26 protein-coding genes, 1 pseudogene and 1 other annotated feature are annotated in these 26,734 nt (G+C 32.7%); of the genes and pseudogenes, 4 read left to right on the top strand and 23 right to left on the bottom strand.

Annotation, left to right across the window (positions count from 1 at the left end):
• Positions 1-209: 209 nt before the first annotated feature.
• From trpA to ABE048_RS04705, 7 genes are all read right to left on the bottom strand, one after another.
• Positions 210-992 (bottom strand): tryptophan synthase subunit alpha, encoded by a 783-nt coding sequence (gene trpA, locus ABE048_RS04735; RefSeq protein ID WP_430309506.1) that lies wholly within the window; start codon positions 990-992, stop codon positions 210-212.
• The gene (gene trpB / locus ABE048_RS04730) at positions 992-2,191 is read right to left on the bottom strand and encodes a tryptophan synthase subunit beta (protein ID WP_430309505.1); all 1,200 of its coding nucleotides are present in this window, start codon (positions 2,189-2,191) and stop codon (positions 992-994) included. Before trpB ends, trpA begins: the two co-directional genes overlap by 1 nt.
• Positions 2,172-2,807 carry a phosphoribosylanthranilate isomerase gene (locus ABE048_RS04725; protein ID WP_430309504.1) on the bottom strand — a complete coding sequence of 212 codons (636 nt, stop codon included), beginning with the start codon at positions 2,805-2,807 and terminating at the stop codon, positions 2,172-2,174. Before ABE048_RS04725 ends, trpB begins: the two co-directional genes overlap by 20 nt.
• A complete protein-coding gene (gene trpC, locus ABE048_RS04720; protein ID WP_430309502.1) occupies positions 2,804-3,595 on the bottom strand; it encodes an indole-3-glycerol phosphate synthase TrpC in 792 nt (263 codons plus the stop codon). The genes ABE048_RS04725 and trpC overlap by 4 nt, the downstream gene beginning before the upstream one ends.
• On the bottom strand, positions 3,592-4,620 hold the full coding sequence (trpD, locus tag ABE048_RS04715; RefSeq protein WP_430309500.1) for an anthranilate phosphoribosyltransferase: 1,029 nt from the start codon (positions 4,618-4,620) through the stop codon (positions 3,592-3,594). The genes trpC and trpD overlap by 4 nt, the downstream gene beginning before the upstream one ends.
• A 22-nt stretch (positions 4,621-4,642) precedes the next feature.
• Positions 4,643-6,016: a chorismate-binding protein gene (locus ABE048_RS04710; protein ID WP_430309578.1), complete on the bottom strand. Its 1,374-nt coding sequence runs from the start codon at positions 6,014-6,016 to the stop codon at positions 4,643-4,645.
• 69 nt (positions 6,017-6,085) lie between these two features.
• Positions 6,086-6,301 (bottom strand) — a binding site (T-box leader).
• A gap of 358 nt (positions 6,302-6,659) precedes the next feature.
• Positions 6,660-7,301 (bottom strand): alpha/beta hydrolase, encoded by a 642-nt coding sequence (locus ABE048_RS04705; protein WP_430309499.1) that lies wholly within the window; start codon positions 7,299-7,301, stop codon positions 6,660-6,662.
• A gap of 155 nt (positions 7,302-7,456) precedes the next feature.
• Here ABE048_RS04705 and ABE048_RS04700 point away from each other — a divergent pair, with 155 nt between their 5' ends.
• Positions 7,457-8,608 carry an acyl-CoA dehydrogenase family protein gene (locus ABE048_RS04700; protein ID WP_430309497.1) on the top strand — a complete coding sequence of 384 codons (1,152 nt, stop codon included), beginning with the start codon at positions 7,457-7,459 and terminating at the stop codon, positions 8,606-8,608.
• An 88-nt stretch (positions 8,609-8,696) separates the two neighbouring features.
• Here ABE048_RS04700 and ABE048_RS04695 read toward each other — a convergent pair whose 3' ends face one another.
• From ABE048_RS04695 to ABE048_RS04660, 8 genes are all read right to left on the bottom strand, one after another.
• Positions 8,697-9,218, bottom strand: coding sequence for a cell division site-positioning protein MapZ family protein (locus ABE048_RS04695; protein WP_430309495.1), 522 nt, complete (start codon positions 9,216-9,218; stop codon positions 8,697-8,699).
• Positions 9,219-9,408: 190 nt separating this feature from the next.
• Positions 9,409-9,831 carry a FosM family fosfomycin resistance protein gene (gene fosM / locus ABE048_RS04690; RefSeq protein ID WP_430309494.1) on the bottom strand — a complete coding sequence of 141 codons (423 nt, stop codon included), beginning with the start codon at positions 9,829-9,831 and terminating at the stop codon, positions 9,409-9,411.
• 54 nt (positions 9,832-9,885) lie between these two features.
• Positions 9,886-10,068 carry a hypothetical protein gene (locus tag ABE048_RS04685; RefSeq protein ID WP_430309492.1) on the bottom strand — a complete coding sequence of 61 codons (183 nt, stop codon included), beginning with the start codon at positions 10,066-10,068 and terminating at the stop codon, positions 9,886-9,888.
• A gap of 72 nt (positions 10,069-10,140) precedes the next feature.
• Positions 10,141-11,109, bottom strand: a complete 969-nt coding sequence (locus ABE048_RS04680) for a quinone oxidoreductase family protein (RefSeq protein WP_430309490.1) — start codon at positions 11,107-11,109, stop codon at positions 10,141-10,143.
• 107 nt (positions 11,110-11,216) lie between these two features.
• Positions 11,217-11,663: a GNAT family N-acetyltransferase gene (locus ABE048_RS04675; RefSeq protein ID WP_430309488.1), complete on the bottom strand. Its 447-nt coding sequence runs from the start codon at positions 11,661-11,663 to the stop codon at positions 11,217-11,219.
• Positions 11,664-12,052: 389 nt separating this feature from the next.
• On the bottom strand, positions 12,053-14,392 hold the full coding sequence (gene helD, locus ABE048_RS04670; protein ID WP_430309487.1) for an RNA polymerase recycling motor HelD: 2,340 nt from the start codon (positions 14,390-14,392) through the stop codon (positions 12,053-12,055).
• A gap of 425 nt (positions 14,393-14,817) precedes the next feature.
• Positions 14,818-15,180, bottom strand: coding sequence for a VOC family protein (locus tag ABE048_RS04665; protein ID WP_430309486.1), 363 nt, complete (start codon positions 15,178-15,180; stop codon positions 14,818-14,820).
• A gap of 62 nt (positions 15,181-15,242) precedes the next feature.
• Entirely contained in the window at positions 15,243-15,722 is a 480-nt protein-coding gene (locus ABE048_RS04660) for a DUF4362 domain-containing protein (protein ID WP_430309484.1), read from the bottom strand.
• 144 nt (positions 15,723-15,866) lie between these two features.
• Between ABE048_RS04660 and ABE048_RS04655 the strand changes: the two genes are divergently transcribed.
• Both ABE048_RS04655 and ABE048_RS04650 read left to right on the top strand, forming a co-directional pair.
• Positions 15,867-16,778, top strand: coding sequence for an aminoglycoside phosphotransferase family protein (locus ABE048_RS04655; protein ID WP_430309483.1), 912 nt, complete (start codon positions 15,867-15,869; stop codon positions 16,776-16,778).
• 200 nt (positions 16,779-16,978) lie between these two features.
• Positions 16,979-17,506, top strand: coding sequence for a hypothetical protein (locus ABE048_RS04650; RefSeq protein ID WP_430309482.1), 528 nt, complete (start codon positions 16,979-16,981; stop codon positions 17,504-17,506).
• Between the two features lie 855 nt (positions 17,507-18,361).
• Here the strand turns inward: ABE048_RS04650 and ABE048_RS04645 are convergent.
• The 3 genes from ABE048_RS04645 to ABE048_RS04635 form a co-directional block, all read right to left on the bottom strand.
• Complete coding sequence (locus ABE048_RS04645; RefSeq protein WP_430309481.1) at positions 18,362-19,276, bottom strand: class I SAM-dependent methyltransferase; 915 nt, start codon at positions 19,274-19,276, stop codon at positions 18,362-18,364.
• Positions 19,277-19,443: 167 nt separating this feature from the next.
• Entirely contained in the window at positions 19,444-19,692 is a 249-nt protein-coding gene (locus tag ABE048_RS04640) for a hypothetical protein (protein WP_430309480.1), read from the bottom strand.
• Positions 19,693-19,715: 23 nt separating this feature from the next.
• Positions 19,716-20,255 (bottom strand): hypothetical protein, encoded by a 540-nt coding sequence (locus ABE048_RS04635; protein ID WP_430309478.1) that lies wholly within the window; start codon positions 20,253-20,255, stop codon positions 19,716-19,718.
• A 261-nt stretch (positions 20,256-20,516) separates the two neighbouring features.
• Between ABE048_RS04635 and ABE048_RS04630 the strand changes: the two genes are divergently transcribed.
• Positions 20,517-20,810: a hypothetical protein gene (locus tag ABE048_RS04630; RefSeq protein ID WP_430309476.1), complete on the top strand. Its 294-nt coding sequence runs from the start codon at positions 20,517-20,519 to the stop codon at positions 20,808-20,810.
• A gap of 144 nt (positions 20,811-20,954) precedes the next feature.
• Here ABE048_RS04630 and ABE048_RS04625 read toward each other — a convergent pair.
• From ABE048_RS04625 to ABE048_RS04605, 5 genes and pseudogenes are all read right to left on the bottom strand, one after another.
• A pseudogene (locus ABE048_RS04625) lies at positions 20,955-24,160 on the bottom strand (SNF2 helicase associated domain-containing protein).
• 168 nt (positions 24,161-24,328) lie between these two features.
• Entirely contained in the window at positions 24,329-25,114 is a 786-nt protein-coding gene (locus ABE048_RS04620; RefSeq protein WP_430309474.1) for a PhzF family phenazine biosynthesis protein, read from the bottom strand.
• A 168-nt stretch (positions 25,115-25,282) separates the two neighbouring features.
• Positions 25,283-25,774, bottom strand: coding sequence for a GNAT family N-acetyltransferase (locus tag ABE048_RS04615; RefSeq protein ID WP_430309472.1), 492 nt, complete (start codon positions 25,772-25,774; stop codon positions 25,283-25,285).
• A 124-nt stretch (positions 25,775-25,898) separates the two neighbouring features.
• A complete protein-coding gene (locus tag ABE048_RS04610; RefSeq protein ID WP_430309471.1) occupies positions 25,899-26,171 on the bottom strand; it encodes a DUF4190 domain-containing protein in 273 nt (90 codons plus the stop codon).
• A 93-nt stretch (positions 26,172-26,264) separates the two neighbouring features.
• The gene (locus ABE048_RS04605) at positions 26,265-26,705 is read right to left on the bottom strand and encodes an NUDIX domain-containing protein (protein ID WP_430309469.1); all 441 of its coding nucleotides are present in this window, start codon (positions 26,703-26,705) and stop codon (positions 26,265-26,267) included.
• Between the last annotated feature and the right edge of the window lie 29 nt (positions 26,706-26,734).

The following is a 26,734-nucleotide window of genomic DNA, read 5'->3' as shown; positions in this document are numbered from 1 at the left end:
GTGTTCCGCTACAGACGGCGCTTTCCACGGGCTTGGCTTCAATCTCCTCGTCACTACGTTCCTGCGGGGCTTTCAGCTCAAGCTTTTCCCGTAGGAGTCGCCGTCTTTCGCTCCACAATGAACAAAATTGAATATATTTAAATGTTCTATATTATATATAAATTTTGCATTATGAAATTGATTAAATATAGTTTTAATTTAAAAATCTACTATTCTCCAACTACTACTTTTGGCAATAACCCCTTAATAGATTCTTTATTACCTTCATGGAATGCTTTTACGATGGCACTTCCGACAATTACACCATCTGCCATTTCACCGATTTCTTCCACTTGTTCAGGTGTAGAAATACCAAAACCAGCTAAAACAGGAATATCACTGATTTCTTTTAGATTTTGTAAATGTTCCTCCAAAGATTGACCAAAATCATTGCGCACGCCTGTAATTCCATTCACAGTTACAGCGTATACAAATCCCTCTGCCGCTTTTGCAATTCGTTCAATTCTGTCTTTTGGGCTTGTTAAAGAAATTAGTTGAACTAGTGCAAGTGGTGAATTTATAAGCTTTGATTGGACAATATCCGACTCTTCAAGTGGTAAGTCTGGAATGATCAAACCACTAATTCCTACTTCTTCGCACTTAGTTATGAAATTCTCTATCCCGTATGCAAGAATTGGATTTAAGTATGACATTATAACTAAAGGAATTTGGACTTCCTCTTTAAACTGATCAATTTCTTCTAAAATTACCTTTAGATTAGCCCCTTCTTTTAGCGCTCTATTCCCTGCATCTTGAATAACTGGTCCATCTGCAACTGGATCGGTGAACGGAATTCCTAATTCGATCGCAGTAACACCAGCCTGTTGTAAAAATAGCACTTGTTTTCGAATAGCGTCTAATCCCCCATCTCCTGCCATTATGTAAGGGATGAATGCTTTTTGACCAACTTTCACTTTCTCTTCGATTGCAATTTGTAATGGTTTTGTTGTCATTATTCTTCACCTCCTAAAGCTGCTCGAACTGTCTCAACATCTTTATCACCACGACCTGATAAGCAAATGACTAGAATTTCATCAGGGTTCATATCTTTAGCAATTTCAGCAGCACGATAAATCGCATGTGCACTTTCTAAAGCTGGAATAATACCTTCTGCACGGGATAATAATTTTAATCCTTCTAGCGCCTCATCATCTGTCACAGAAGAATATTTAACGCGACCGATATCATGTAAATAACAATGTTCAGGACCAACTGCTGGATAATCTAATCCTGCAGAAATTGAGTGAGCCTCCTGGATAAAACCATTGTCATCTTGTAATAAGTACATATATGCACCATGTAAGACACCTACTTTTAGATCTGCAAAAGCTGATGCATGAAGTCCTGTCTGAATACCACTTCCTGCAGCTTCAACACCATATAATTTTACAGATTGATCTTCAACAAATGGGTGGAACATACCAATTGCATTACTTCCACCACCAAGACATGCTACGACAGCATCTGGTAGTCTTCCTTCTTTTTCAAGTATTTGTTTTCTAGTTTCAACACCAATGATTCGTTGAAAATCTCGTACAATCCTCGGGAAGGGGTGTGGTCCTAATGCAGAACCTAAAATATAGTGTGTATCTTCAACATTTGTTACCCAATAACGAAGCGCTTCATTAACCGCATCTTTAAGAGTACCCCCACCTTGATCTACAGAAACGACAGTTGCTCCTAATAATTCCATACGAAATACGTTTAAAGCTTGTCGTTTGACATCTTCCTTCCCCATAAATACAACACATTCTAAATCAAATAGTGCACAAACAGTCGCCGTTGCTACACCATGTTGTCCAGCTCCAGTTTCAGCGACAATTTTCTTTTTACCCATTCTCAATGCAAGTAATGCTTGCCCTAAAGCATTGTTAATTTTATGTGCACCTGTATGATTCAAGTCTTCACGTTTTAAGTATATTTTTGCACCACCTAATTGCTTCGATAATCGCTCTGCAAAATAGAGAGGGTTTTCGCGCCCTACATAATCCTTTAAATAATATTGTAGTTCTTTATGAAATGTAGGATCAGCAATTGCCTCATCGTAAGCTAGTTCTAACTCGTTTAATGCCGTCATTAAAGTTTCAGGCACAAACTGTCCACCAAATTTACCATAACGTCCCTTTTTTTGTTCATTGAGTTCTTTTACCATTTAGAATACACTCCTTTTTTACAGCATCTATAAAACTAGAAATAAGTTGGTTGTCTTTTTGCCCATTACTCTCTACACCACTTGAAACATCAACCATATACGGATGAGTAATCTCTATTGCATTTTCAACATTTGATGGATTTAAACCGCCTGCTAAAATGATTTTCCGCTCCTTTAATTTCGGATTATTCAGCAAATTCCAATCAAATGTCTGACCGCTCCCTCCTGCAAATTGTATCCCTGGTGCATCAAGCAATAAGTAATTCGTTTCATAATCTAAGGCTCTTTCTATATCCACTTGGCTTTTTACTGAACAAGCTTTAATCGAAGGTACTCCTATTTTCTTTATCTCTTCATTTGTTTCATTTCCATGAAATTGGACGATATCTAATGGAACTTCATTATATGCTTGCAAAATAAATTCAGCAGATGCATCCACAAATACACCAATTTTCAAAACATATTTTGGAATAGATTTTGCCAATTTCTTAGCTGTTTCAATTGAAATTTCTCTCTTACTTTTTGCAAAAACGAATCCTATCGCATCAGCTCCTGCCTGGACAGCAGCTATTACATTCTCTTCTTTCATCAATCCACATATTTTTATTTTGGTCATTTCACATCAACACCTTTTTGAACCTTGAGTGATTGTAAAGTTGTTTTAATATCACCACTACGCATTAACATTTCACCAACAAGAATTGCGCTTGCACCAAGATCAGAAACAAAATTTGCATCATCTAATGATTGAATACCACTTTCACTGATTAGCACACGATTTTCATGAAATGGGAAATGTTTTGCTATGGCTGCAGTATGTTGTAGATCTACTTCAAATGTTTTTAGATTTCGATTATTAATTCCAATAATTTTAGCATTCAATTCTAATGCTTTTTGAAGTTCTTGTTCATCATGTACTTCAACTAAAATTTCTAGATCTTGCTCGCTAGCATATTGATAAAGCGAACTTAGTCTTTCTTTTGATAGTGCAGCTACGATTAATAGGATGACAGATGCTCCATTTGCTTTTGCATAATCTATCTGTATTTCGTCTATGATAAAATCTTTGCAAAGTACAGGGATTTGAACAACTTGTGTAACTTCTTTTAAATCTTCAAACGAACCTTTAAAAAATGGAGTATCCGTTAATACAGAAATACATGCTGCACCCGCTTTTTCGTATTGTAATGCTTGTTCTACAGGGTTTACACCATTATTAATAATACCTTTTGAAGGAGAAGCTCTTTTAATCTCTGAAATAATTTGTAACTGATTCGCACCTTTTAGCAGTTCAAAAAGTGAAGGTTTCTTTTCCGGTTCAAAGCTTTGTTGAAAGGTTAATGCTTTTAATCTTTGAATCTCGTTTTCTTTTTCAGCTATGATTTTATCCAAAATTGTTGTCATGAGATTTTCTCCTTTCGATGTTCTTCACTGAATGCAATGACAGCTTCTAATTTATCAAGGGCTTTGCCAGATAAAATAGTTTCTTTTGCTAGTTCCACGCCATATTGAATTCTATCAACGAAGCCGTATGAAAATAACCCGATTCCTGTATTCAATGCAACTGCATCAAAATAGGCATCTCGTTTACCATTTAATAATTTTCTTAAAATAATCGCATTCTCATCAGGATTTCCTCCACGAATTGCTTCTAATGGTGCTTCTTTTAAACCAACATCTTCTGGTCGAAGTGAAAATGGAATTAAGTCCTCATGATCAACAAGTACAAATTGATTCTGTCCAGCTAAAGAAGCTTCATCCATTCCACCAGCACCTGTTACGACAATCCCCCTTTTTCGCCCTAGCATCTTCATCACATTTGCATATTCCATTAAAAAATCTTGTCGGTAAATACCTGTAAATTGTGATTCAAGATCAACTGGATTGGTAAGAGGGCCAACTAAGTTAAAAATAGTCGGTTTACCAATCTTTCTTCTTACTTGACCGATACGTTTTAATTTTGGGTGAACATTCGGTGCGTAAAGGAAAGTAACATTTTCTTTATCTAATAGTTCGAGTGTTTCTGATATCGTAAAATCTGTGTGAATTCCTAACGCTTCTAATACATCTGAACTACCTGCTGCACTTGAAATCTTACGGTTACCATGTTTAGTCACTTTTGCACCAGCTGCCGCTAATACAATTGCTGAAGTTGTACTAATGTTAAAGCTATTGCAACCATCTCCACCAGTACCACAATTATCCATATAGTTATTGATTGGTGCAGGAACCTCTAATGCAAATGATTTCATTACCGTTGCAAGAGCAGCTACTTCTTGTGAGGTCTCCCCTTTTTTTGATAAAGCAATCAAAAACTCTTCAATTTCTTCTAGGGGGGTATTATCCTGAAATATTCTATTTGAAGCATCTAGCATTTCTTCATAATACAGATGTTTATTATTCTTCACTTTTTCAATTACTTGTTGCATGCTCATCTCTCCTATCTCATCTCTACTCAACGTTTGATAATACAGTTAAGGATTTTGTTTTATCGATTGTCTCATTCAATTCTCTTTCGGGAATTGAATCCTTTACAATTCCAGCACCGGATTGAATGTGCGCGATACCATTTTTTATTAGCATAGAGCGAATTGTGATAGCGAAATCGATATTACCATTAAAACCTATATAGCCAATCGCTCCACCAAATATATTCCGATGTGATGTTTCTATTTGATCAATCAGCTCAATTGCTTTTTCTTTCGGGTATCCTGTAATGGCGCCTGCTGGGAATGTAGACATTAAAACATCTAATGAGTGATACAAAGGTGAAAGCTTACCCTGAAGAGAAGAGACTAAATGCATAACATGTTCAAATCGCTCAAGTTTCATATATTGTTTCACCTGTAATGTTCCAGGCATTGTTACTTCTAATAAATCATTTTTTGCAACTTCTACTAACATGGAATGTTCCTGTTGCTCTTTCTTGTTATTAAGAAGCTCTTTGGCAAGAAGTTGATCCTCTTCTTCTGTTTTTCCTCTTTTTCTTGTTCCGCCAACAGGGTTTGTTGAAATAACTTCATTTGTTACTTTAATAAGGCTTTCTGGAGAAGTTCCCAGAACGATATGATCGTCAAAATCCATATAATACATATATGGTGACGGATTTTGTTTTCTTAATTTTCTGTATATAGAAAATGGATTTCCTCTAAAATCGGCTAATTGAGATCTAGATAATACGATTTGATCGATTTCATCTTTTTGAATATATTCTTTTGCTTTTTCAATTTGTTCGATAAATCGCTCTTTTGACAGTTCACTTGAAAACGGTGAAAGTTGGTATTCTTCATCTTGTATAACAGTAGAAGGTGTTTGAATTTCAATAATGATACGTTCTAAATCTATTTTTTGTTGTTCAGGATTTACCTCAGTATGAATTATTGTCACTTCATCCTTCAAATGATCAAATACTAAAATCGTTTCATAAATATAGAAATGTACACTTGGGATTTGCATTGTATTTTGATGACGTGATTTGATTTTTGCATCATAAGAAATATATCCAACGGCACCACCTGTAAATGGAAATTCGGATGGTCCAATAATTCTAGGCATAACTCGTTTTAAAAGCGTAAGTAAATCTCCTTCGTAGCGATACTCTTTTCCAGAATGGAATTGTTTTTCGATTAAAGTATTACCACTTCCACTGTATGATTTAATAGGGTTTACTCCAATAATCGAGTATCTACCAGAATCCTTAAATTTTGAATCTGATTCGAGTAAAAATTTACGCTTACCTTTTAACCTTTGAAAAATTAAAATAGGTGTTAACAATTCACTATTAATCTTCTTCATTGTTGTACGGTAACTTGCTTGCTTTATCATCAAATAATCAACTCCTATTCATGGTCGATGGTTGAAAATAAAAAAAGTCCTCATGAAAGAAAAATCTTTCATGAGGACGATGTATACCGCGTTGCCACCTCAAGTTGAAGTATAAATACTTCCGCTTAACTATCCGTAACGAGGATTAGTCGTCATCTGCTACTAACAAAAGTGTTGACAGATGCTCTCATAAGTCCATTCACATACCACATTGATCAGCTTGCACCAACCGCTGACTCTCTAAACAATATAGAATATGCTACTACTCTTATTCTTCAATTTCTCGGCTATACTCAACTTTTCTAATCTCAACTCATAAGGCCAACCTCGCTACCGAAGTTGCTACCCCTTCGAACCAATTATTTATTGTAATCTTAAAGATAATCATTTCAATTGTCAACAATTATTTGCAATAAAATTGGCGAATATTTTCCAGTTAGTTAGTTCATGTGATGAAATATGAAGAATCTACTCTTAGACATACTCATATTTCCTTTGCCACAAATCAACAAAATGTAAAAAATATTAAAGTACAAAATTATGTAATTATATGTATGTCAAAATGAAACTTGTATGATAAAACATTCTATAAATAAAAAAACTATTTTCCCTTAAGAAAATAGTTTTTAAGAAGTATTGAATTTTACATCTGTTCTTTTAAAAATGTAATGAGTGCTTGCTGAACTTCAGGTGTTACACCGTGTCCGTCTTCAAATTGCTTAAACGTTACATTTGCACCTTGTTCTGTGAATAAATCACGACTAGCTTCACCCCATTGGAATGGAAGTACCATGTCCATTGTGCCATGTGAGATGAATATAGGCATATCCTTAACAGAGTGTTTACTATATTCGTTTTTAACAAAATCAGGAGTATATCCGCTTAAAGCAACAATTCCCGCTAATTTTTCTTTACCCATTGCTACAGCTAAAGATTTTGATAAGATCGCGCCTTGGCTGAAGCCCATCAAAAAGACTTTCTCTGCATCAATCGGGTATTCGGTAATGGCTTCTTCGATAAAATTCATAATATGAATAATGACTTGGTCAAATACAATTCGATGTGGTTTTCCAAATTCTTCGATAGTGAAAAAAGCATAACCTGGTGGTTGAAGAATCGGACCTTGCAGGCTAAAAATATGACATTGTTCTTTAATTTCATCAAGTAATCCAGGCAGATCTTGTTCATTACTTCCCATACCATGCATTAGGAAAACTGCTGGATATAATTTGCCATGCTCCATATCCCTAGGAGCTGAATGTATAAATGTAAATGGAGATTTCATAAATATCTTCCTTTCGAGACAATTTCAATTTATGATACCATACTATTTTCTAAAGTCCCAATAAGCTTTCTTGGTTTTCTACAAATTTCTGTCTTTTCATAGAAAAGAAATAGGAATAAGATGTATTATAAAGATAAAGAGATGGAGGCGTTAATATGGACAGTTTTATTCGAACAGAAAAACAACGAGATTTAATTGCTAAAATTGATCAACTCATTCCAATTTTTCAAAAACGAGAACCAGAATTAGATACACCTGGATCATTTCCATTTGAAAATATTAAAAATCTAATAAATATTAATTATTCTAAATTAACATTGCCAACAGAGTATGGGGGTCAAGGTCTAGGACTATATGAATATATTTTAGCGCAAGAAGCAATTGCTGAAGGATGCGGGTCTACAGCTTTGTCTATTGGATGGACGAACGGTACGATTTTAGAATATGTAGAAAGTCAGCACTGGAATTCTGATGCAGCAAACGTTTTATTGGGAGCAATTGAAAATGGAGGGCTAGTTAATACAGCTGCATCCGAAAACAATGCCGGCAGCCCTACACGTGGAGCACTTCCGAGAACAACTGTTGTACGTAATGGTGAAGAACTTGTTATTACGGGCGAGAAAATTTTTACAACTGCTGCTCCAGCATTAACTCATTTTATTATTACTGCGACAAATGAAAATAATGAAGTTGAAATGATATTAGTTCCAAGTAATTTAAAAGGCATTTCATTAAAAGATTCATGGGATTCTTTAGCAATGAGAGGTACAGCTAGTCAAACAGTGATTTTGGATCATGTTCGTGTACCAAATACATACGTCCTGCAGACAAAAACATCTCAACTTAAAGCAGCAAAAGGTTGGTTATTGCATATTCCCGCTTGTTACATCGGAATTGCGAAAGCAGCAAGAAATTACGCTTTAAAATTTGCGACTTCCTACATCCCTTCATCACTTGGAAATCCAATTGCAGAAGCTCCCAATATTAAACAATTGATTGGTGAAATGGAACTTACACTAACAACTGCAAGACACATGCTTTACGGAACTGTTGAACGCTATGAACAATGCAAGGATAAAACAGCATTTAAAGAACCACTTGATGTAACAAAAATAGAGGTTACAAATGCAGCCATGAAGGTAGTTGATCGTGCAATGCGAATTGTAGGTGCAAGAGCATTATCTGAGTCAAACCCAATGCATCGTTACTACCTAAATGTCCGGGCAGGTTTGTATAACCCACCAATGTCAGACGTTATCCAAACAAAATTGGCGAATGAAGTGATTGCAGAGTTTATGGAGAAATAGCTCGATTGATATGTGAAGATAGACGCAAAAGAAGAAAATAAATCCAAAGATTTATTTCCTTCTTTTGTTTTAACCTTAGTTAATTATATTAGCCATGATACCAACCTGTTTTACAGTTGATTACTTCAAGTTGTATCCAGCTTCCTTTTCCACCATATTTAATGTAATAAATATAGTATCCTTGTCCATCCGTAACATAAGCTTTTTCTAGTTTTGTTTTATCTCCTTTTGAGACATAATTTTTCTTTATTTCATTTAATGTTTTAGTTTTAATTCCAGGGGCCCATGCATATGGATTAGCAAAACTTAATTGACTTGTTTTAACATAAGCAGTTTTATTTTTATATTTAATTTTAGACCAACCATATTGTTTATAGCTTGGCCAGTCATATTGGTCTTTCCCAATTGCCACACCACCATAAACTTTAACAACACTACCTGCTTTTATTTTACCTATAGTTTTATAAGACGTCCCCGGAGAGGATTTTACAACAATTGTTTGATTAGCATAAGCTTTGTCATAACTTATTGCTTGAGAAGTTGTGGCATTTGTACTTATGAAAAACAATAATAAACAAACACCCGTGAATATAGATATAATTTTTTTCATAGTTAATCTCCCTACTTCAATATTGGTAATATTTTATCTTAAAAATAGATTATTTTAAATAGTTAATAATCTATTATTCCTGCTTTTTTACATTACGTTTTTATATCATTGTTAATTGATTAGTACTTGACATTCCTGTTAACCGTCTAACCGAATTAATTATGAAAAAGAATAATTTATAATAAAACCCTTATTCAAAAAATAGCATATGTTTCTTTTCTTCTTTGTAGTAGGACAATCTATCTTGTAATGTTCCTGTATGAAATTCAAATTTATGTCCGTCTGGGTCGGTAAAATAAATAGATTTCTTATCTTTTTCGTCTCTTATACGACAAGGTAATAAGTGAACTTTTAGTATTTTTAGTTTCTCTAAGGTTTTTTCGTAATCTTCTTCATCAATAGAGAAAGCAATATGTGTGTAGGATTGATGTATCTCATTACGTGGAATATCTTTTTCTACATTTAAAGCTAACCACATACCATTTAAATCAAAATAAGCTGTCGTTTTCCCTTTTACAAGTAATCGAGCTTCAAATACAGACTGGTAAAATTCAATAGATTTTTCTAAATCAGATACAGAAAATAAAAAATGATTTAAGCCCTTAATTTGCATAGGTTCTCCTTATAATAATCTTTTAAATGCCCCCGTTAATTGAAAAGGACTATCTCAATCTTCATCTAAATCACTATCAAAAAATGATTTTTTCTTTTCTTCTTTAATTTCTATCTTTTTCTCCAGTACCTTACCAATTATTGAGCTGTTAATACCTCTTCTAACAGCTGTTTCTATAACTATATAAAGTATAAATAAGCTAACTATGTAAATAACTATAGAGCTAAAAGTACTCATAATTCCCCCCAGTTACTTGATTAACAATTCTCTTTTAATTTCGGTTACTTACTTACTTACTTACTTACTTACTTACTCTACCTTCAACAAAATCTTCCCTTGATAATTTCTACTCTCCATTAAATCGTGTGCTTTAGCTGCATCACTTAACTTAAATACTTGTGCAATTGGAAGTTTCAATTGACCATCAGCAAATAATTTACATACTTTTTCGGCGATTGACGCTAAACGATTCGGATCATGTTTTCTTGTTGTACCTAAGCTGAAACCTTTTACATTTCGACAGCTTGAATGCACATCACTCGTTTTAAAATGACCTGCTTTCCCACTACTATTACCAAATTGAACTAGTGTCCCATAAAGAGCTAAACAATCTAAACTTTGACTCGTTACATCACCTGCAACTGAATCAAAAATAACATTTGCTCCTTTACCATTAGTCATTTTTAATACACTGTCTATAAAAATATCATATGTAAGAACTTCGTCAGCTCCAAGTTCCTTCACATAAACAGCTTTGGCCATATTCCCAACAACGCCTATTATTTGTTTTACTTTAGCCAATTTTGCTAGTTGTACAAGCATTGATCCAACGCCACCTGCAGCACTATGTATAACAATTGTATCTGATTCTTTCACTTGTCCAATTTCACGGATTAACATATATGATAAAATCGCAACAGTTGGAAATGAGGCAGCATCCTCAAATGATAAGGAATTCGGTATTTTATAAACAAGCGCTTCTTTTGCAACTGCATATTCTGAATAAGAACCATTCTTAGGAAAAGCAATAACGCGCTCCCCAACTGAAAAAGGACTATTTCCACTGACTCCTTCCACAGTACCGGCCATATCTAAACCTAGTATCATCGGAAAATCGCCTTTCGCTTTATTGCCTGAGCGATTTTTTATATCTGCATAATTTACGCTTGTATAAGCTGTACGAATGAGTACTTCATGATCTCCAATAATCGGTTTTTCGATATTTGTGTAATTTAATACACTAGAATCTCCAAATTCATTTTGAATAACTGCTTTCATAGATAGATCCTCCCTCATGAGTAATCAAGAACTAGGTTTTGAGATAGAAAAGAACTATGATTTTAGTCAGTTCTTTTCTATCAATTATTTAACTATTTAAGATTCTTCTATTTTAAATATTTAATAACCGCCATTTCTTTTCCGAAACGGTCACCATTATCTTCAAACCCTAAACTCTCATATAATTTATGCGCACCTAAATTATCTGGATGATAGCCTACTATGATTTTTTTAGCATTTGGTAAATTTGTTATCTCAGATATCATTAATTTTGTAGCGGCCTTTCCAATTCCTTTTCCCTGCCATTTTTTATCGATCATAATTCGATAAATCCAATAACCATCTAATTCCTCAAGAACAGAATTATACATTAAAAAGCCAACCATATTCGTTTCACTATAAATCGCATATGCTCTTAAAGTAGATTCAAATTTCGATTGGATTATTGAAATAGCATTAGGTTCGATAAAATTAGACTGATCTTCTGAAACTTCTAATTGACAACACTCATACCAATTTTCCGGATTTAACTTTACAAGTTTTACATTAGTCATTTAATATTCCCCTTCCAACGTTAGGGGGAAACGTATTTATTAAGAATAAATTAAACGATATCCCCTATTTCCTTATATTCAATAGCAATTAAAAACGTAATAAATTTCATAATGAACGCCCCCTTGAAAAATATTATCCTAAATATGAATCGGATAGTTTTATTATACTATATATCCAAAAAATCAGTAATTTTATAATAACCAACTTAAATGGATTAAAATAGAAAAATGAATAATGAAAATTAGATTGATTAGGAATTATATACAAAAAAGAAGCACATATCTTCAAGATATATGCCCCTGGAGGGTTAGCTCCTCTTTACTTGCTTTATTGAATATCTAACTGTACTTTTTTAAAGATCATAATTTAAACCAAGTAGATGGTACCTTTATTTTTGAATTACCACATTTTCCGGTGCAGCGTTTTGTAAAAAGGGGCTTGGTTCACCTATACTGTACAGCTGCAAATAATGCATAGCTCTCGTACAGGCAGTATAGAACAACCTACGAAGACTTTCATCTCCATAAACTTGAGCCGATGCATCATATATGATGACTGCGTCGAATTCGATACCTTTTGCCAAATACGCTGGCATGACAACAACACCTTGTTCATATTCAATTGAACCTGTCTTCACGAGTTTAATATTATCGATGTCACTGAGGGATCCATATGCAACAGTGCTTTCGGCAGCAGATTTACATATGATCGCGATCGTATTATAATCCTGCTTCCGTAACTCTTCGACTTTGGCAACTATGGAGTTGTGTAATTCAGTACGATTAGATATTTGTGTAAAGACTGGAATCTCACCATCTCTTTCAAAGGCCGAAATCCGCTCACCACCAGGTATGAGTCCACGTGTAAATTCAGTGATTGGTTTTGTGGATCTGTAGCTTACGCTCAAGTTAAACGTATCCGTTTCATCCTTTCCATACAAGCTAGAAAGTGTATGAAAATCAACCATTTCACTAGCATGGGCAAATATTGCCTGATTAAAATCTCCAAGTACAGTCATTTTTGCAGAAGGAAACAATTGCTTCAAAAACTCAAATTGAAACAATGAGTAATCTTGAGCTTCATCTACAAGTACATGCTTAATTGAGCGATTTGTTTCAAACCCTTGAATCAACTCTTTCAGAAGCAAAAATGGAGTAGCATCTTCGTAATACAGTTTCCCTTCATTAAGTGTCTTTATTGTCAAAGTGCAAATATCTTCCCACTCTTCAGGAATTTTCTCGGTATTCCACAATTCGATGCTTGCAGGATCAGTGAAAAGCTGTTTATATATTCCTATAAAATCGATAAAACGAAAAGTTTGTATCCATTTGCGGAGAGGCTTTAACTTCTTACGAACAATCATTTGTCTTAATAATTTGCTCTCGTTTTCATAATAATCTAACGAGTCCTCAGTAATACCCCTTTTTTTCTGTAAATAAGTAAATGCCTTTTGATACTCGTCTTTGCTAAGCAATTCCATCTCTTCTTGAACCCATGGCTTTATTAACTCGTGTTTTTCAATTTCATCTATTCGTATTTTTAACCATTCTTTCAATTTCTCAAGCCTGTTTTGAAATCGGAGCGAGGTGTTGCTGCTATAAAACGTATCCATGATTTGTTTGGCTGAAACAATTGTTTTACCTCTGAAATTTATTCCTTTAAATAACATGCCGGATATTTCAAGAGACTGTCTATATTTGTTAATTGTTTCAAAAAAACTGTTCGATGCCTTGAATTCAATACTTGAGATTCTTGTCTGGTAGAAGGGGTCATCCATTCCAGTTAACACATATTCCAATTGATTATAAGGATCTTCAACTTGGAATGAACTGCTCAACCGTTGATTTACGTATTCTTGGAATGTTACCTGTTGCATATTTTCTTCACCAAGTTCAGGCAATACATGGGATACGTAACTATTAAACATAGAATTCGGAGAAAATAGAATGATTTGATCGGCTTTCAATTTATTTCGATACTTATATAGTAAGTAAGCAATTCGCTGTAAGGCAGAGGATGTCTTGCCACTACCAGCAGCACCTTGAACAATAAGTAGTCGACCACGATCGTGTCGAATAATCAAATTTTGCTCCCGTTGAATGGTGGCTACAATACTTTGCATATGTTTGTTTGTACCTTTGCCAAGTACCTGCTGTAAAATCTCATCTCCAATAGTAAGATTCGTATCAAACATTGATTCGATGACTCCACCACGGATGATATATTGCCACTTTTGTTCCAACAAGCCCTGGACGATTCCTCCTGGTGTATCATAAGATGCTGGACCAGGTGAATAATCGTAGTAAACACTTGATATAGGCGCCCGCCAGTCGTAGATTAGAAAATTCTCTCCAGTTGTATCCATAAGCGTAGAGACTCCGATATAGATACTTTCTACTTCAGAAGTTCCTTTTTCGAGAAAATCAATTCTACCAAAATACGGTATTTCTTTCATACGATGCAATACATTTAATTTATCGAAGGAGTGTCTGTGGATACTTTGACTTACGGACAAGTTTTGAGCCTGTTGTCTTAAGCCAATAATTGTCTCGAGATAATCATCAAAAGTATCTGTGTTAACCTTTACTTCATCCCAAAAGTGTTTTCGGATATTTACCACTTCTTTTCGACGACTGCCTGTATCATCTTTTATCTTGATGATTTGCTCCTTGATCGTCTCCATTACACTATCCAATCGTTCCTGCTCCTGACGAAGTTCTGTGTTCATACCAACCACTCCTTAAAAAATGAAAAGTTTGATTTGACAAAAGAGAATATTTATTGTATAATTAAATTGCATAAGATATATCCTCTATAGAAATAAAAGTGTTTCTATACTAATTTAACACTTTTCCTCAATTTAATCAATGTAATTTTCATTTCCCTTCCTTAATTTTATTCTTAAATTGATCTGAATAATATTCCCCTTCAATTGATTAACACCAAATATGACTAAAATTCAAAATAACTTTAACCATTATTCCCTGATAAAAAAAGAAAATCTCTTTAAGGACCTCCAATTTCCATATTCGAAATATGTATTCAATTAACAAAAAAGAAACCACTAACTTAATAGGGTTTCCACGGTTATTAGATAATTTTTTTATTAATTATTATATGATTCAAATTGAAACACTAGCCCTAGCCCGGTATTTACTGAAACTCTAAAATTTCAATATAGTTTCCAAAAGGATCTTTAATAACATTAAATATCCCTGGTGGACATTTTTGAGGCTCTTCGAATAATAATTCAATCCCTTTATCCTTAAGCTTATTCATTTTAGTTAGTAAATCCTTAGCTTTTAATCCCAAAATAATTTGTGAATGATCGTAATAATCTAAGTTATTCAGTTTTGATACTTCTTCTACTATGATTGGTAGACCGTCAATATTAAGCTCAACCAATTGATCCCCATAAGCTTTTTCAAATTGAAAACCTAAATCTTCACAATAAAATCGTTTAGCTTTTTCGATATCATTTACCCTTATAGAAATCATGCACATTGAAAGACTCATATTTTCATTCTCCTATAATATTTTAAATTTTGTTATATCTCATCTTCACTAAAATCTACCTCTTACTTGCTTTGTTTATATTGAAAATCATTCTGATCTATACTAATTACTAAATAAGCATTGTTTTTTGAACAACTAGATACAGAATAGTCTATTTTACGCTGTTCTTTCTTTTCCTCTATAATCATTGCGCATACATCTTTAACTATTTCTTTTGAACCGTATTCATCATTAGAGCTATCGTGGAAATATTTTATATTTTCCCCATCATAATCTAAATCGATAAAGATCGGATCCCCTTCAACGGTATAACTAGTTACTCTTATTTTGTCTGGTTTTTTACCATGATAATTATTTAAAAATTGTTCGAATCGCTCAAAATTGTAAACAGTAATACCAGTTTGAACTACATCCCCTTTCTTAATAGCTTCTTCTGATCTATAGGACTTATCTTGAGAAATATGTTGAGAATTACTCTGGGTGCATCCAAAACAACCCATTATGATGAACAATAAAAAATAGAAAAAATAAGTATTCCTCAAATATTTGCCCCCTCATAATATTCGTCCAATAATAGAATTATAAATAAATTTGGGTTATTATACAAATATTACTATATTTTCAAAAAACAAATTCAGTTTTGTAACTGATCCAAAATTTATTGATATCAATCATGGGGTGAAAAAATGCTTGATTGTGATATTAAACAGATTCCTTATTTAGAACATTGTAAAGAAATCATCAAAATACATAAGGGTTATTCTTCAGATGAAAAATTTTTAGTACGAATCGATGAAACTCAGGATAATTTACTGCTCAAAGTTTTCGATTTAGAATCGATGGGCGCCAAGATTACAGAATTTAAGATATTACAAAAAATGAATAATTTAGAGGTGAAATGTTCGAAACCCATTCATATTGGAGAGTTTAAAGAAAAAGGGGTTATGGTCACTTCATATCTTGATGGTGTGGATGCAGAAGATTATCTACCACAATGCAGCGTAGAAGAACAATATGCTATAGGTGTTGAAGCTGGAAAACAGTTAAAGAAAATGCACCAACTTAATGCCCCCAATAACACGTCTTCATGGTATGAGAGAAAACTTAGAAAACATCAAAATTATATGGATGCCTATTTTAGGAATGGCATTAAAATAGAGAATGATGAAAAGGTAATCCAGTTTATTGAAAAGAATATTCATCTTATGAAAAATCGGCCAAATGTTTTTCAGCATGATGATTTTCATCCAAGCAATTTAATTATTCATCATCACAAACTAGCTGGAGTAATTGATTTCAATCGCTCTGATTGGGGTGATCCAATTCATGAATTTCTAAAGTTAGGTATTTTCAGTCGACAAGTAAGTGTTCCTTTTTCAAATGGTCAAATTCAAGGATACTTTGGAAATGTAAAACCAAATGATGATTTTTGGAGGCTCTATTCGCTTTACTTAGCAATGTGTGTATTTTCTTCTATTGTTTGGACAATAAAAACAGTACCTGATGAATTGGATGGTATGTTAACTAAAATAAACACCTTTTTAGAGGATCATCGCTATTTCAGCGACATAAAACCCAAGTGGTATATTCAAGGTTAATCAAAATACAACAAATATGGGATGAACAAAAAGTACTCTTCTACAGTTTATTGTTCTCTAGTATAATTTGTTTTTTTCTTAGATGCCAATTTTCTTTTTATATATAGACTATCGAGGCTTATAAAATACAATTTTATGCATAAAAACTTCAATTTAACTCAACCTATTTGTATTAAGTTATTATAAAAGGGTGAATCACGATGAAAAAATTAACCATTGCTGTATTTTCTTTTTATTTGTTACTTCTACAAAACATATATATTGCAAATGCTGCAAATAATGATTTTGAGAAGTACTATTACGATATCGGTTATAAGGATATTTCGAATGCTTTATCAGATAGTAGCAAACACTTTAAAAAGAATATTTCTCTGCCTTCACAATTACCGGAGTTAACCTTCACTCATGCGTTTGGAAGACTTAACGATTTAAAAGGTGAAGTAAATGATAACGTAGAATTCGAATTTCTAAATGAAAATTTACCGAACAACCATTTCAAAATAAACATAACCCCGATCGCTTTTAAAATGACCTTTGAAGAAAAAAATATTGAGCAAAAAGTGAAACTCAAAGATGGAAGTGAAGCTATTTTTAGTACCTCAATTATCGGTTTCAATACCTTAGTTTTCGAGAAAAATGATTTGCAATATATCTTAAGTATCGATGAGAAAAGCGAAGAAAAGATTACTTTAGAGAATTTAATTGCCATAGCTAATTCAGTAAAATAAAATTTAAAAAGATATTGTACTTATTTATAAATGAAAAGACTTGACTCTACGCTTGTAGAATCAAGTCTTTGTTGTAATACCTACCCAAAATTGATAAATCGCTAAAAACGTTTGAAATGTTGAAACAATTAAATATATTCTGTTATTAAAAAATCAACAATCTGTTATGTAAATTTGAAATTATTATATCTCTAAACAAAAGTAATCCTTTTGTAAATCGTTAAAAAACCCACTTGTTAATCTTTTAACTGATAATTTCCGGACTAAAAACACCTCAATTATTTTGTAAGTAAATTAGTAGTTACTCTTCATATTTACTTTTCCAATCATTATAAAAATCTTTGATTGTGGAATGCATTGCATTTAGCGTAATTAAAATCAGGTACAACATCATAACTGTTGCAATTTCCCCAGTGAAAAATGCAATAAATGCGATTCCGAATATCCAAAAATAAAACATAAATTTATTCATTTTTATATTTTGTCCTTTACTATTTTATTTTTTATAATAGAAACTATAAACATTTTAAATATACCATAAATTAGATTTCTTGTTATTTTTTTAAAAACCCATTAATTTTGATATTAGAATAGATGATAATATTCCAAATAAATCGTTCTATTATAATAATGTTTAATATTATGCAATCTAAATAATTAGTTATATCCCCCTACTGCATCATTAACCATTTTTTCAGTTGTTCCAACATAAATATCCGCAAACGCATATGGAGCAAGACCTAGTTTCATTAGCTACTCTGATTACAAAAAGCCGATTTCCTATACGCTAAGGAATCGACTTTTTATGTTCTTTCTTTTCTATCTCTTTAATGTAATGTGTATAATCAGTGTATTTTATTTCTTTACAGCATGAATGTAATGAATAGTCTCAAAGGCTGATAGGTAATCTTCTCGATTGTTAAAATACAGTTCATTAATTTTATCAGGTGATAAATGTTCATAAATGAGTAAACCTGATTTCTCTAACATTTTTTCTATTTCAAAGTAAGAAAAACATGATTTCATTGGTTCCCCGCCTATTGAAGCCATTTTCACCATATTTTCAACTCTATTAGACATTCCTTTTTCTTCAAATAGTTTTTCGTCCGCATAATCAAAAACGATCGAACTTCCTGGTGGAACCTTGGTGAATAAGTAATCTATTAATCTTGAAACTTCCTCTTTAGTTAAATAGTATGAAACACCTAAAAGACTAAAGAATGTCTTTTTGTTATCAAATCCTTTATCTATTAGGTTTTCATAAGACAACTTTTTGGTGAAGTCCATAGAAACAAAATGAAGGTTATTTGGGATATTTAAATTTGCCTCGTCCAATCTTTGCTTTTTAAATTTCTGTGTAGTTGGATGATCAATTTCGAATATTTCTAAGCTGTTTTCCAATTCTGGATGTCGGAAACTAAAAGTATCTAATCCAGCGCCAAGTATGACATATTGTCTTAATCCTAACGCTACCTCATTAAGTAATACATTTTCGCAATACGCAGCACGTGATAAGGCTATTGGAGAAAGTTGGACTTGAGTAATCCATCTTAATATTTCTTCTGTATTTCCCTCGAATCTTTGTGCGATATCTTTGTTGAAGAAATGTATGCCTTGAACCATATTCTCTTTGATATCATTGAATTCTTTCTCAGAAATTAAGTCTTTAGCTATATAATCATTAAAGATTTTAGGGGTATCAAATTGACTATGATAGGATCTGCCAAAAGCTGATATTAGCGAGGTTATACTTGACTCATCTTTCTTCATACAAACACACTCCTTCATTTTAGAACAAAAAAATAGGATTCCCCTGGCCAGGAGAATCCTATTATATATCGAAGAAATATAATTGTAAATTATAGCATAAATAAATTATTTTGTCAATTTTTTGATTGATCTGTTTTCGTATAAATATTGACACCTAAGAACTTTTTTTATTTAGATTGAGACAACAATTTATTTTTTTGCTTTAAAAATAGATAGCATCCAACTAATACCCCAATAAAAGATCCTATAACTCCATATCTTAGCACACGAATAATATACTCAAAAGGAGTCAAATAAGTTGTTTCAATAACTCCATTTCCTATAATTCTATTAACTTCGTTTTTAACAAATAATATAGCTATTCCTAACCCAATAATGAAGCCATACATTGCACCTTTTCTTAATAAAATTTCCACAAAATATCCCCTATACTTTTAAATTATGCTCTCTTCTTTTTAGGCCAAATAAAATAAGAGATAGTAAAAATAAAGTCAATACCTAACACTAGAGTCCAAACCTTTAACACATCAAATAACGCTTGAGTTTGTGAAGGATTATTTACTAAAAATATCATTCCCATTAAAAGTCCAGAACCAATCAGATATGAGAGTACGTGTTTTCCCCATCCTTTTAAATAATTCAATGCATATTGCATTCCGTATAATTTAATTGGTTTTGGTCCTTCCTTTTTTACGAAATAAAGAAATCTCTTATCAGCCCAGTTAATCATACTTTTTCCAAATACGATAGAAACACCTAAGTATATGGCTGCAATCGCATGTGCTTGTGTAGCAGTTGCTCCACGATATAAATCAATACTCGTAGTAATCAATAAAATTAAATCAATTACTGGTGTTAAAGCTAATAAAAATAATCCTAAGTTATTCAGCTTAAAAACATATCGTGTCACCAAACCTAAAACAATAACAATCCAAAACATAACTTCACATGCGACAATCATCCATGCAACAAAATTCAAAAAGCCACCCCTTATTACTAATCTTTATATGTATTCTTTTTCTTTGCTTTAAATATTTTCTTGAGTAACACCTCTAATACAAAAAAACATTGCAAAAATTATGTAAATCCTATACTTTCCTTATTTTAAAATTTCCTATATTACATTTTACAATTATTTGCAATAAATGTAAAATGTAATAATAAAGTGGTGTTTGTAATGAATTTGTCTATAATATGAGTTTTTCTTTGTGCAAAAATAAATTTAGAAAGGATATTTCCTTTGAAAAATCTAAGTTTATATTCATTATTGTTTAGCTTTTTAGGTATTCTTTTTTTATTTGTTAGTCAATATCTTGGAAATGTAAATGGGGATTTGAGTAAAGAAAGAGCCATTGCTACGATTATTGTTGCAATATTGGGATTCATTAGTTGGTTTATCAGCTTAATCCTTGGCATTATGGGATTAAAAAATCAGAAGAAGAAAACCATTCTAAGATATTCTGGTATGTTTATTAGTTTGCTTTTTTTATTTGGAATATTCGTATGGGGATTTTTATTGAGCTTTTCATTTTAACATTTATTCATAAATAGCTAATATACCATCCCAGAAGTTACAGATATTCAACCTTGAAGAAATTACAATATTAAAAGCCCGATTTCTCAGTATTAAATTGAGAAATTGGGCTTTTCATTACTACAGAAGAAAACTTTACCAAAATTAAATCATCAAAATTTCTCGAATATCCTCTTCAGTTAATGTTGCTGAAATTTTTTCATCCGAATCAATAATATTTGAGACGAGATCTCTCTTTTTTTCTTGCAACTCATTCATCTTTTCTTCAATCGTGCCACGTGCCATGAGTTTAATCACTTGAACTTCATTTTTCTGCCCAATTCGATGGACTCGGTCAGCAGCTTGTTCCTCAACAGCTGGGTTCCACCAAAGATCATATAAAATAACTGTATCCGCTCCTGTTAAATTCAACCCAGTACCTCCTGCTTTTAAGGAGATAAGAAATATGTCTCGCTCATAATCATTAAATCGATTGCATATTTCCACTCTTTCTTCTGAAGGAGTTTGTCCATCTAGATAGAAGAATGTCTGCCCTCTCATTGTGAGTTCTTTCCCAATTATCTTCAACATTTTCGTAAATTGAGAAAAGATCAGTACTCTTCTTCCAGAAAGTTTAGCTTCCTCTACAATTTTCAGAAGCTGTTCGAATTTTGCCGAGCTTCCCTTGTAGCCTTCTACAAACAATGCTGGGTGGCAACATATTTGTCTTAAACGCGTCAATCCAGCTAAAATTTTAATTCGATTTTTGCGAATGGTTTCCTTATCAAGATGTTTTAAAGTCTTATGTCGGAGCTTTGCTAAATAGGCCGCATAAAGTTTCTTCTGTTCAGGTAATAGTTCTGATGTCTCAAGTGACTCAATTTTTTGGGGCAACTCTGCTAACACGTCTTGTTTTAATCTTCTTAATAGAAACGGTCGTACTCTTCTAGCAACTGCTTTATTGGAAAGGTAGCTATATTCCCTTAGCCCTTGGAAAAGTTGTGGAAAGACAATATGGTATATTGACCAGAGTTCTTCAAGTGAATTTTCAATTGGTGTACCAGTTAAACCGAAAAGATGATCTGCTTTTATTTTTTGGGCTGCACGCGCTGTTTGTGTTGTCGGATTTTTAAAAGCCTGTGCTTCATCAAAGAATACAGTATGGAAGGTTTTGTCTTCATACCACTTAATATCATGTCGTAGTAACGAGTAAGATGTAATAATGACATCTACACCTTTGATATTCTTTTGAAGATGCTCTCGATCCACTTTATTCCCATCCATTACAATGACTTGAACTTCAGGGGCAAATTTCATTATTTCATGTAACCAATTGTAAGTTAGAGATGAAGGACAAACTATGAGAACAGGGAGACTTTTATCACGAATGCTTGAAAGTTCAGAAACAATGTATGTAATACTTTGAACAGTTTTTCCAAGTCCCATATCGTCTGCTAAAATTCCACCAAAACCATAACTAGCAAGTGTCTTCAACCATTTATATCCATCTTTTTGATAGTCTCTTACTACATTACTTAAACTTTGTGGAACTTCTATATCCAATGAACTTGGATGAACTAATTGATCAATAAACTGGCGGAAGGATTCCTCTATAGTGAAGATTTCCCCATCAAGAATATCAAGGAATTTAAGACCTTGAGTAACAGGCAGATTAAGACTTTCTTCAAAACCATCATCCTGAATAGGTACTTCATTTAAAAACGATAAATTTCTTCCATTTCCTTTGTTTCAAGCGATAATAGTGATCCATCACGTAGGCGATAATATTTTCGTTTTTCTTCAAGAGCTTCTAAAATTTCTCGAATCTGATCATCAGCAATACCATTCATCTCAAATTTAAATTCCAACCAATTCATTCGATCTTTTTGATGCTTGACTCTAATTTTAGGGAAGGCATTCTTTGTTACGATTCGATTTCGTACAGCAGTTGTCGCATATATTTGTACCAATTGTTGAAGTTTTGGAAGAACATGATATAAAAATTCATACTCTAGTTCCTCATTTTGCATATAATAGCCGCCCTCTGTTTTAGAAAAGCTGCTGTTCTCCATGAGTTCAAGTATTTTTTCTTCCTTATCTAAATCCCTAACTATCATTGGCCCTGTTGAAAAATTATGGCTTTCTAGTGGTTGAATCATGGCATTTTCATAATGGAACTCTAATCCAGCTAGTAAGCGATTGTGCACTCGATCCAAGTAAAGCTTAGCAATTAATGGCTCTTTCAAGGTCTTCTGAGTAACTTTTTTAGATACTTGTACTTCGCCAATTTTTTTTAAGCCAGGTACTATCTTGTTTAGAAAAAAATCAATCTGTTCATGTGAAATCGAAATGTGGTTTGAATCAATAGATGGTAACATTCTCTTAAGTTCAATTAAACGTTCCGTATCATTATCTTCTAAACAGAATACATTTCCTTCATATAATATACATTTATAAGCATCCATTATGGTCAGTTGCTCAAAACCTTTTATCGTAAGTTGGTAACCATTACTTTTCATTTCTTCTATTGTAAATTGAAGTGGTGGTGGTCCATTCAGTACTTGTAAACTCTCAAAAGATTGCCCATTATATTCAAGTTTGATCGGGGTATATTCGATTGATCTGATGAATCTGTCCCAAATGGATGGTGGAATCAGTAGTGTTTCATTACTACCTCTCCAATCAAAATCGTTTGGAAATGAATTTAAAAAGGTTTTTTCATCCTCTAAAATCTCGATAAGTTGTTGAATAACTTCATCTGATTTGTTTATAAAGCAATGAATGTTTGGATCATAACAAGTTATAGGAGATAACCTACTAGGTTTTCCTTGTTTTACATCTTGCAAGAATGCTCGAATATTTTGTACCTTCAAATGCCCAATATTCAGTTCTATTCCAAACAAATGCTGATCCTTACTAATAGATAATGGTTTAAGTATAAACAGGAGATCCAATACTTCTCTATTTTCAAAATGACGTTGATGTCCGCTAGATCTTTTTGTTGGATGATTAAAGATTTTCATGAAGTCTTCTGTAATTTCACTATTTTTAAATTGTTTTTTATTTGCATCGATCGGACTTGTTCCAAGTCGTTGATATTCACAAATGGCAAATAAAACAGCAGCTATGTGTTGACAACTTTTTTGAAAATTTTCTAACTTAGGACAGCTGCATGCTGTTTTCATTTTGCCCGCTGAATCTTTTTCAATCGTGACTTGAAAATCTTCCGTTCCATTTACTATTGCATCACAGTAATCATTTCTATATTCATTAAACGTAACTTTATTTGATCGATAAAAAGAGTCTCCTCTTTTGAAGGCAACGGTACCGCACATTTCTTTGATCATCTTGTGAGTTACTTTTATGTCCATGTACTCCCGCTCCTTTCTTAAGTCGATGGTAATTTTCTATTCTAACTTTGACTATATTTCTGTAGACGTTCCCATTTTATCATTTATTAAACATTCAAACTAACTATATCAGCTCATAAGAATAAATAAAAAGGTGCCTTCTACAATTTTAGAAAAGCACCAGAAATATTAAACTGTAATAATCCCTTCAAAAACGGTAACTGCTTTTCCTGATAATAAAACGCAATCATCTAAAACTTTAAGTTTTAAAATTCCGCCTCTTTCTGAAGCCTGATAAGCAGTAAACTCCGTTTTTTGTAACTTATTTTTCCAATATGGTCCTAAACAGCAATGTGACGAGCCATTTACATAGTCTTCCATAATTCCTTGAACTGGGGAAAAGAAGCGAGAAACAAAGTCGAATTCATTTGTATTAGATTGACTAGTAACAATCAGACCCCGAACTGGTAATTGAGCGATTAAATCAATATTGGGATTTAAATTTCTTACTATATCCTCAGATTCCACTTCAACGATATAGTCGAGCTTGCTTAAGCCTACATATTTAGGTGTTACTCCTAATGCCCTAACTAATACTTCAGGAGCTATTGTCTTTTTATCAATCATTATAGGAAACTGCAATTGAACCCAATCATCGATTAACTGTGCTTCAAGAACTCCGCTTTTTGTTTTAAAAGTAATATATCTCTCTTTATCTATTAATCCTTTTTCCCATAAAAAATATGCACTTGCAAGTGTACCATGCCCACAAATCGGTATTTCTGTGGTTGGCGTAAACCAGCGGAGATAATTCTCATTATTGAAGGAATGGATAAACGCTGTGGTAGGTAAATTTATCTCTTTTGCAACTTGCTGCAACCAACTACTCTCTTTTTCTTCTCTCAAATAACAAACAGCAGCCGGATTACCTTTAAAGGGCTCCTCCGTAAAAGTATTGATAATTGATAATTCCATGAATACACCTTCTTTCTTTTTTGAAGAACATTGTATGATCAATCACATATAAAATGTAATTTCGTTAAAATCAAATGTATTTAGTTTTACATTTTTATCTGGTATTTCCTCGTTGATGCTAACTAAATCATGTTTATACATTATTTTAAAAATGGAAAGTTCAACAACCTATTTAAATTTATACATATAAAAAAGTCTGTCTACTTTTACTAGAGGAAATTTAGATGGCAGTTCTTCCTGATCAATTTGTATAAAGCCGTTTTTCTCATAAAAACGATGTGCTGATAGAAATTCTGGTGTGGTACCTAAATAAATTTGCTTTACGCCCTTCTCACTCGCATAATCCATTGCTCTTGTTAATAAAGAAGATGCTGTTTTATATAATGAACCTCGGTACTCTTTTTTTACAAACATTTTTCGAAGTGCAACTTGATCGTTTTCTATGTCGAGAAGACTGATTGTACCAATAACTTCATTATTTCTTATCGCAACAAAGAAATTACCATTTCCTTTTTGGTAAAAACTTTCGATTTCAAATAGGTCGGGTTGATCCTCTTTTGTAATTTGAATCCCATATTCTTGTTGTTGAATTTGTAGAATTAATTCTACTATTTCTTGTTGGTACTCTGCTCGATATTCTTCAATACTAATCTTATCCATTTAAATTTCCTCTTTTCATATTTTTGTATTTTCTTCGCTTACATATTTTTTTATTAATGTAAAAGCGTCTCTACATTTTTGTAAAGACGCACTAATAATTTGTTGAAATATCTATAATAGTATTTTAATTAATTTCAGTATAATATTGTGAAAATGATACAAATCCTATAATAATAAATCCAATAAAAATAATCTGAATGCACACTCCTACGATACTGCAAACCATACCTGATATAGCCAAACCTTTTCCATTTTCACTTGAAACTTTTATCTCTTTTAAACTTATATTTGATAAGATAATTCCTATAATACCTAGAATTAGGCCTGCTAAAGGTATGAATATGGATAATACGCCCATTATGAGTGATGCTATCGATTTAATATTTGTATTGCTCATTTTACCCCTCCTTAATAAAAGGATACAATAATTTACCATATTATACATTAACTTTTGTAAATACATTTATACATTTTTAACCAAATTCTAACTTTAACGAATAAATGCCAACTCTTGATCAGCTAGAGCATCCTCTAACCATCGAGGATGCATTTTCAATAAATCTTGAGGAAGATTTTGCTGATCAAAGAATTTTATATCGAGTGATTCATCTGAATTACATTTCAGATCACCACCCGTAATTTCTGCAAGAAAACAAGTTGTTATAAAATGTACTACTTGACCATTTGGATATTCAATCACCTGAGAATTTGGATCAGAGTATACACCAATTAGTTTTTTAATCTTAATATTTAAATCGGTTTCCTCTTTTACTTCCCTAATTGCTGCTTCAGAAACACTTTCCCCAATTTCTATATGACCAGAAGGGATACCCCATTGTCCTACATCTGCTCTTTTCTGTAATAAAACTTGATCCTCCTCATTGAAAATAATAACTGCAACACCAGCGCCTAATTCATCAATTTTCTTCATCTTAATAATCCTCCTTTAAAATAAAAAAG

It is taken from the genome of Rummeliibacillus pycnus (assembly GCF_050459865.1).
In the GTDB taxonomy this organism is placed as follows: domain Bacteria; phylum Bacillota; class Bacilli; order Bacillales_A; family Planococcaceae; genus Rummeliibacillus; species Rummeliibacillus pycnus_B.
Note: the sequence above shows the minus strand (reverse complement) of the source record. Positions and strands in the feature narration are given on the sequence as shown.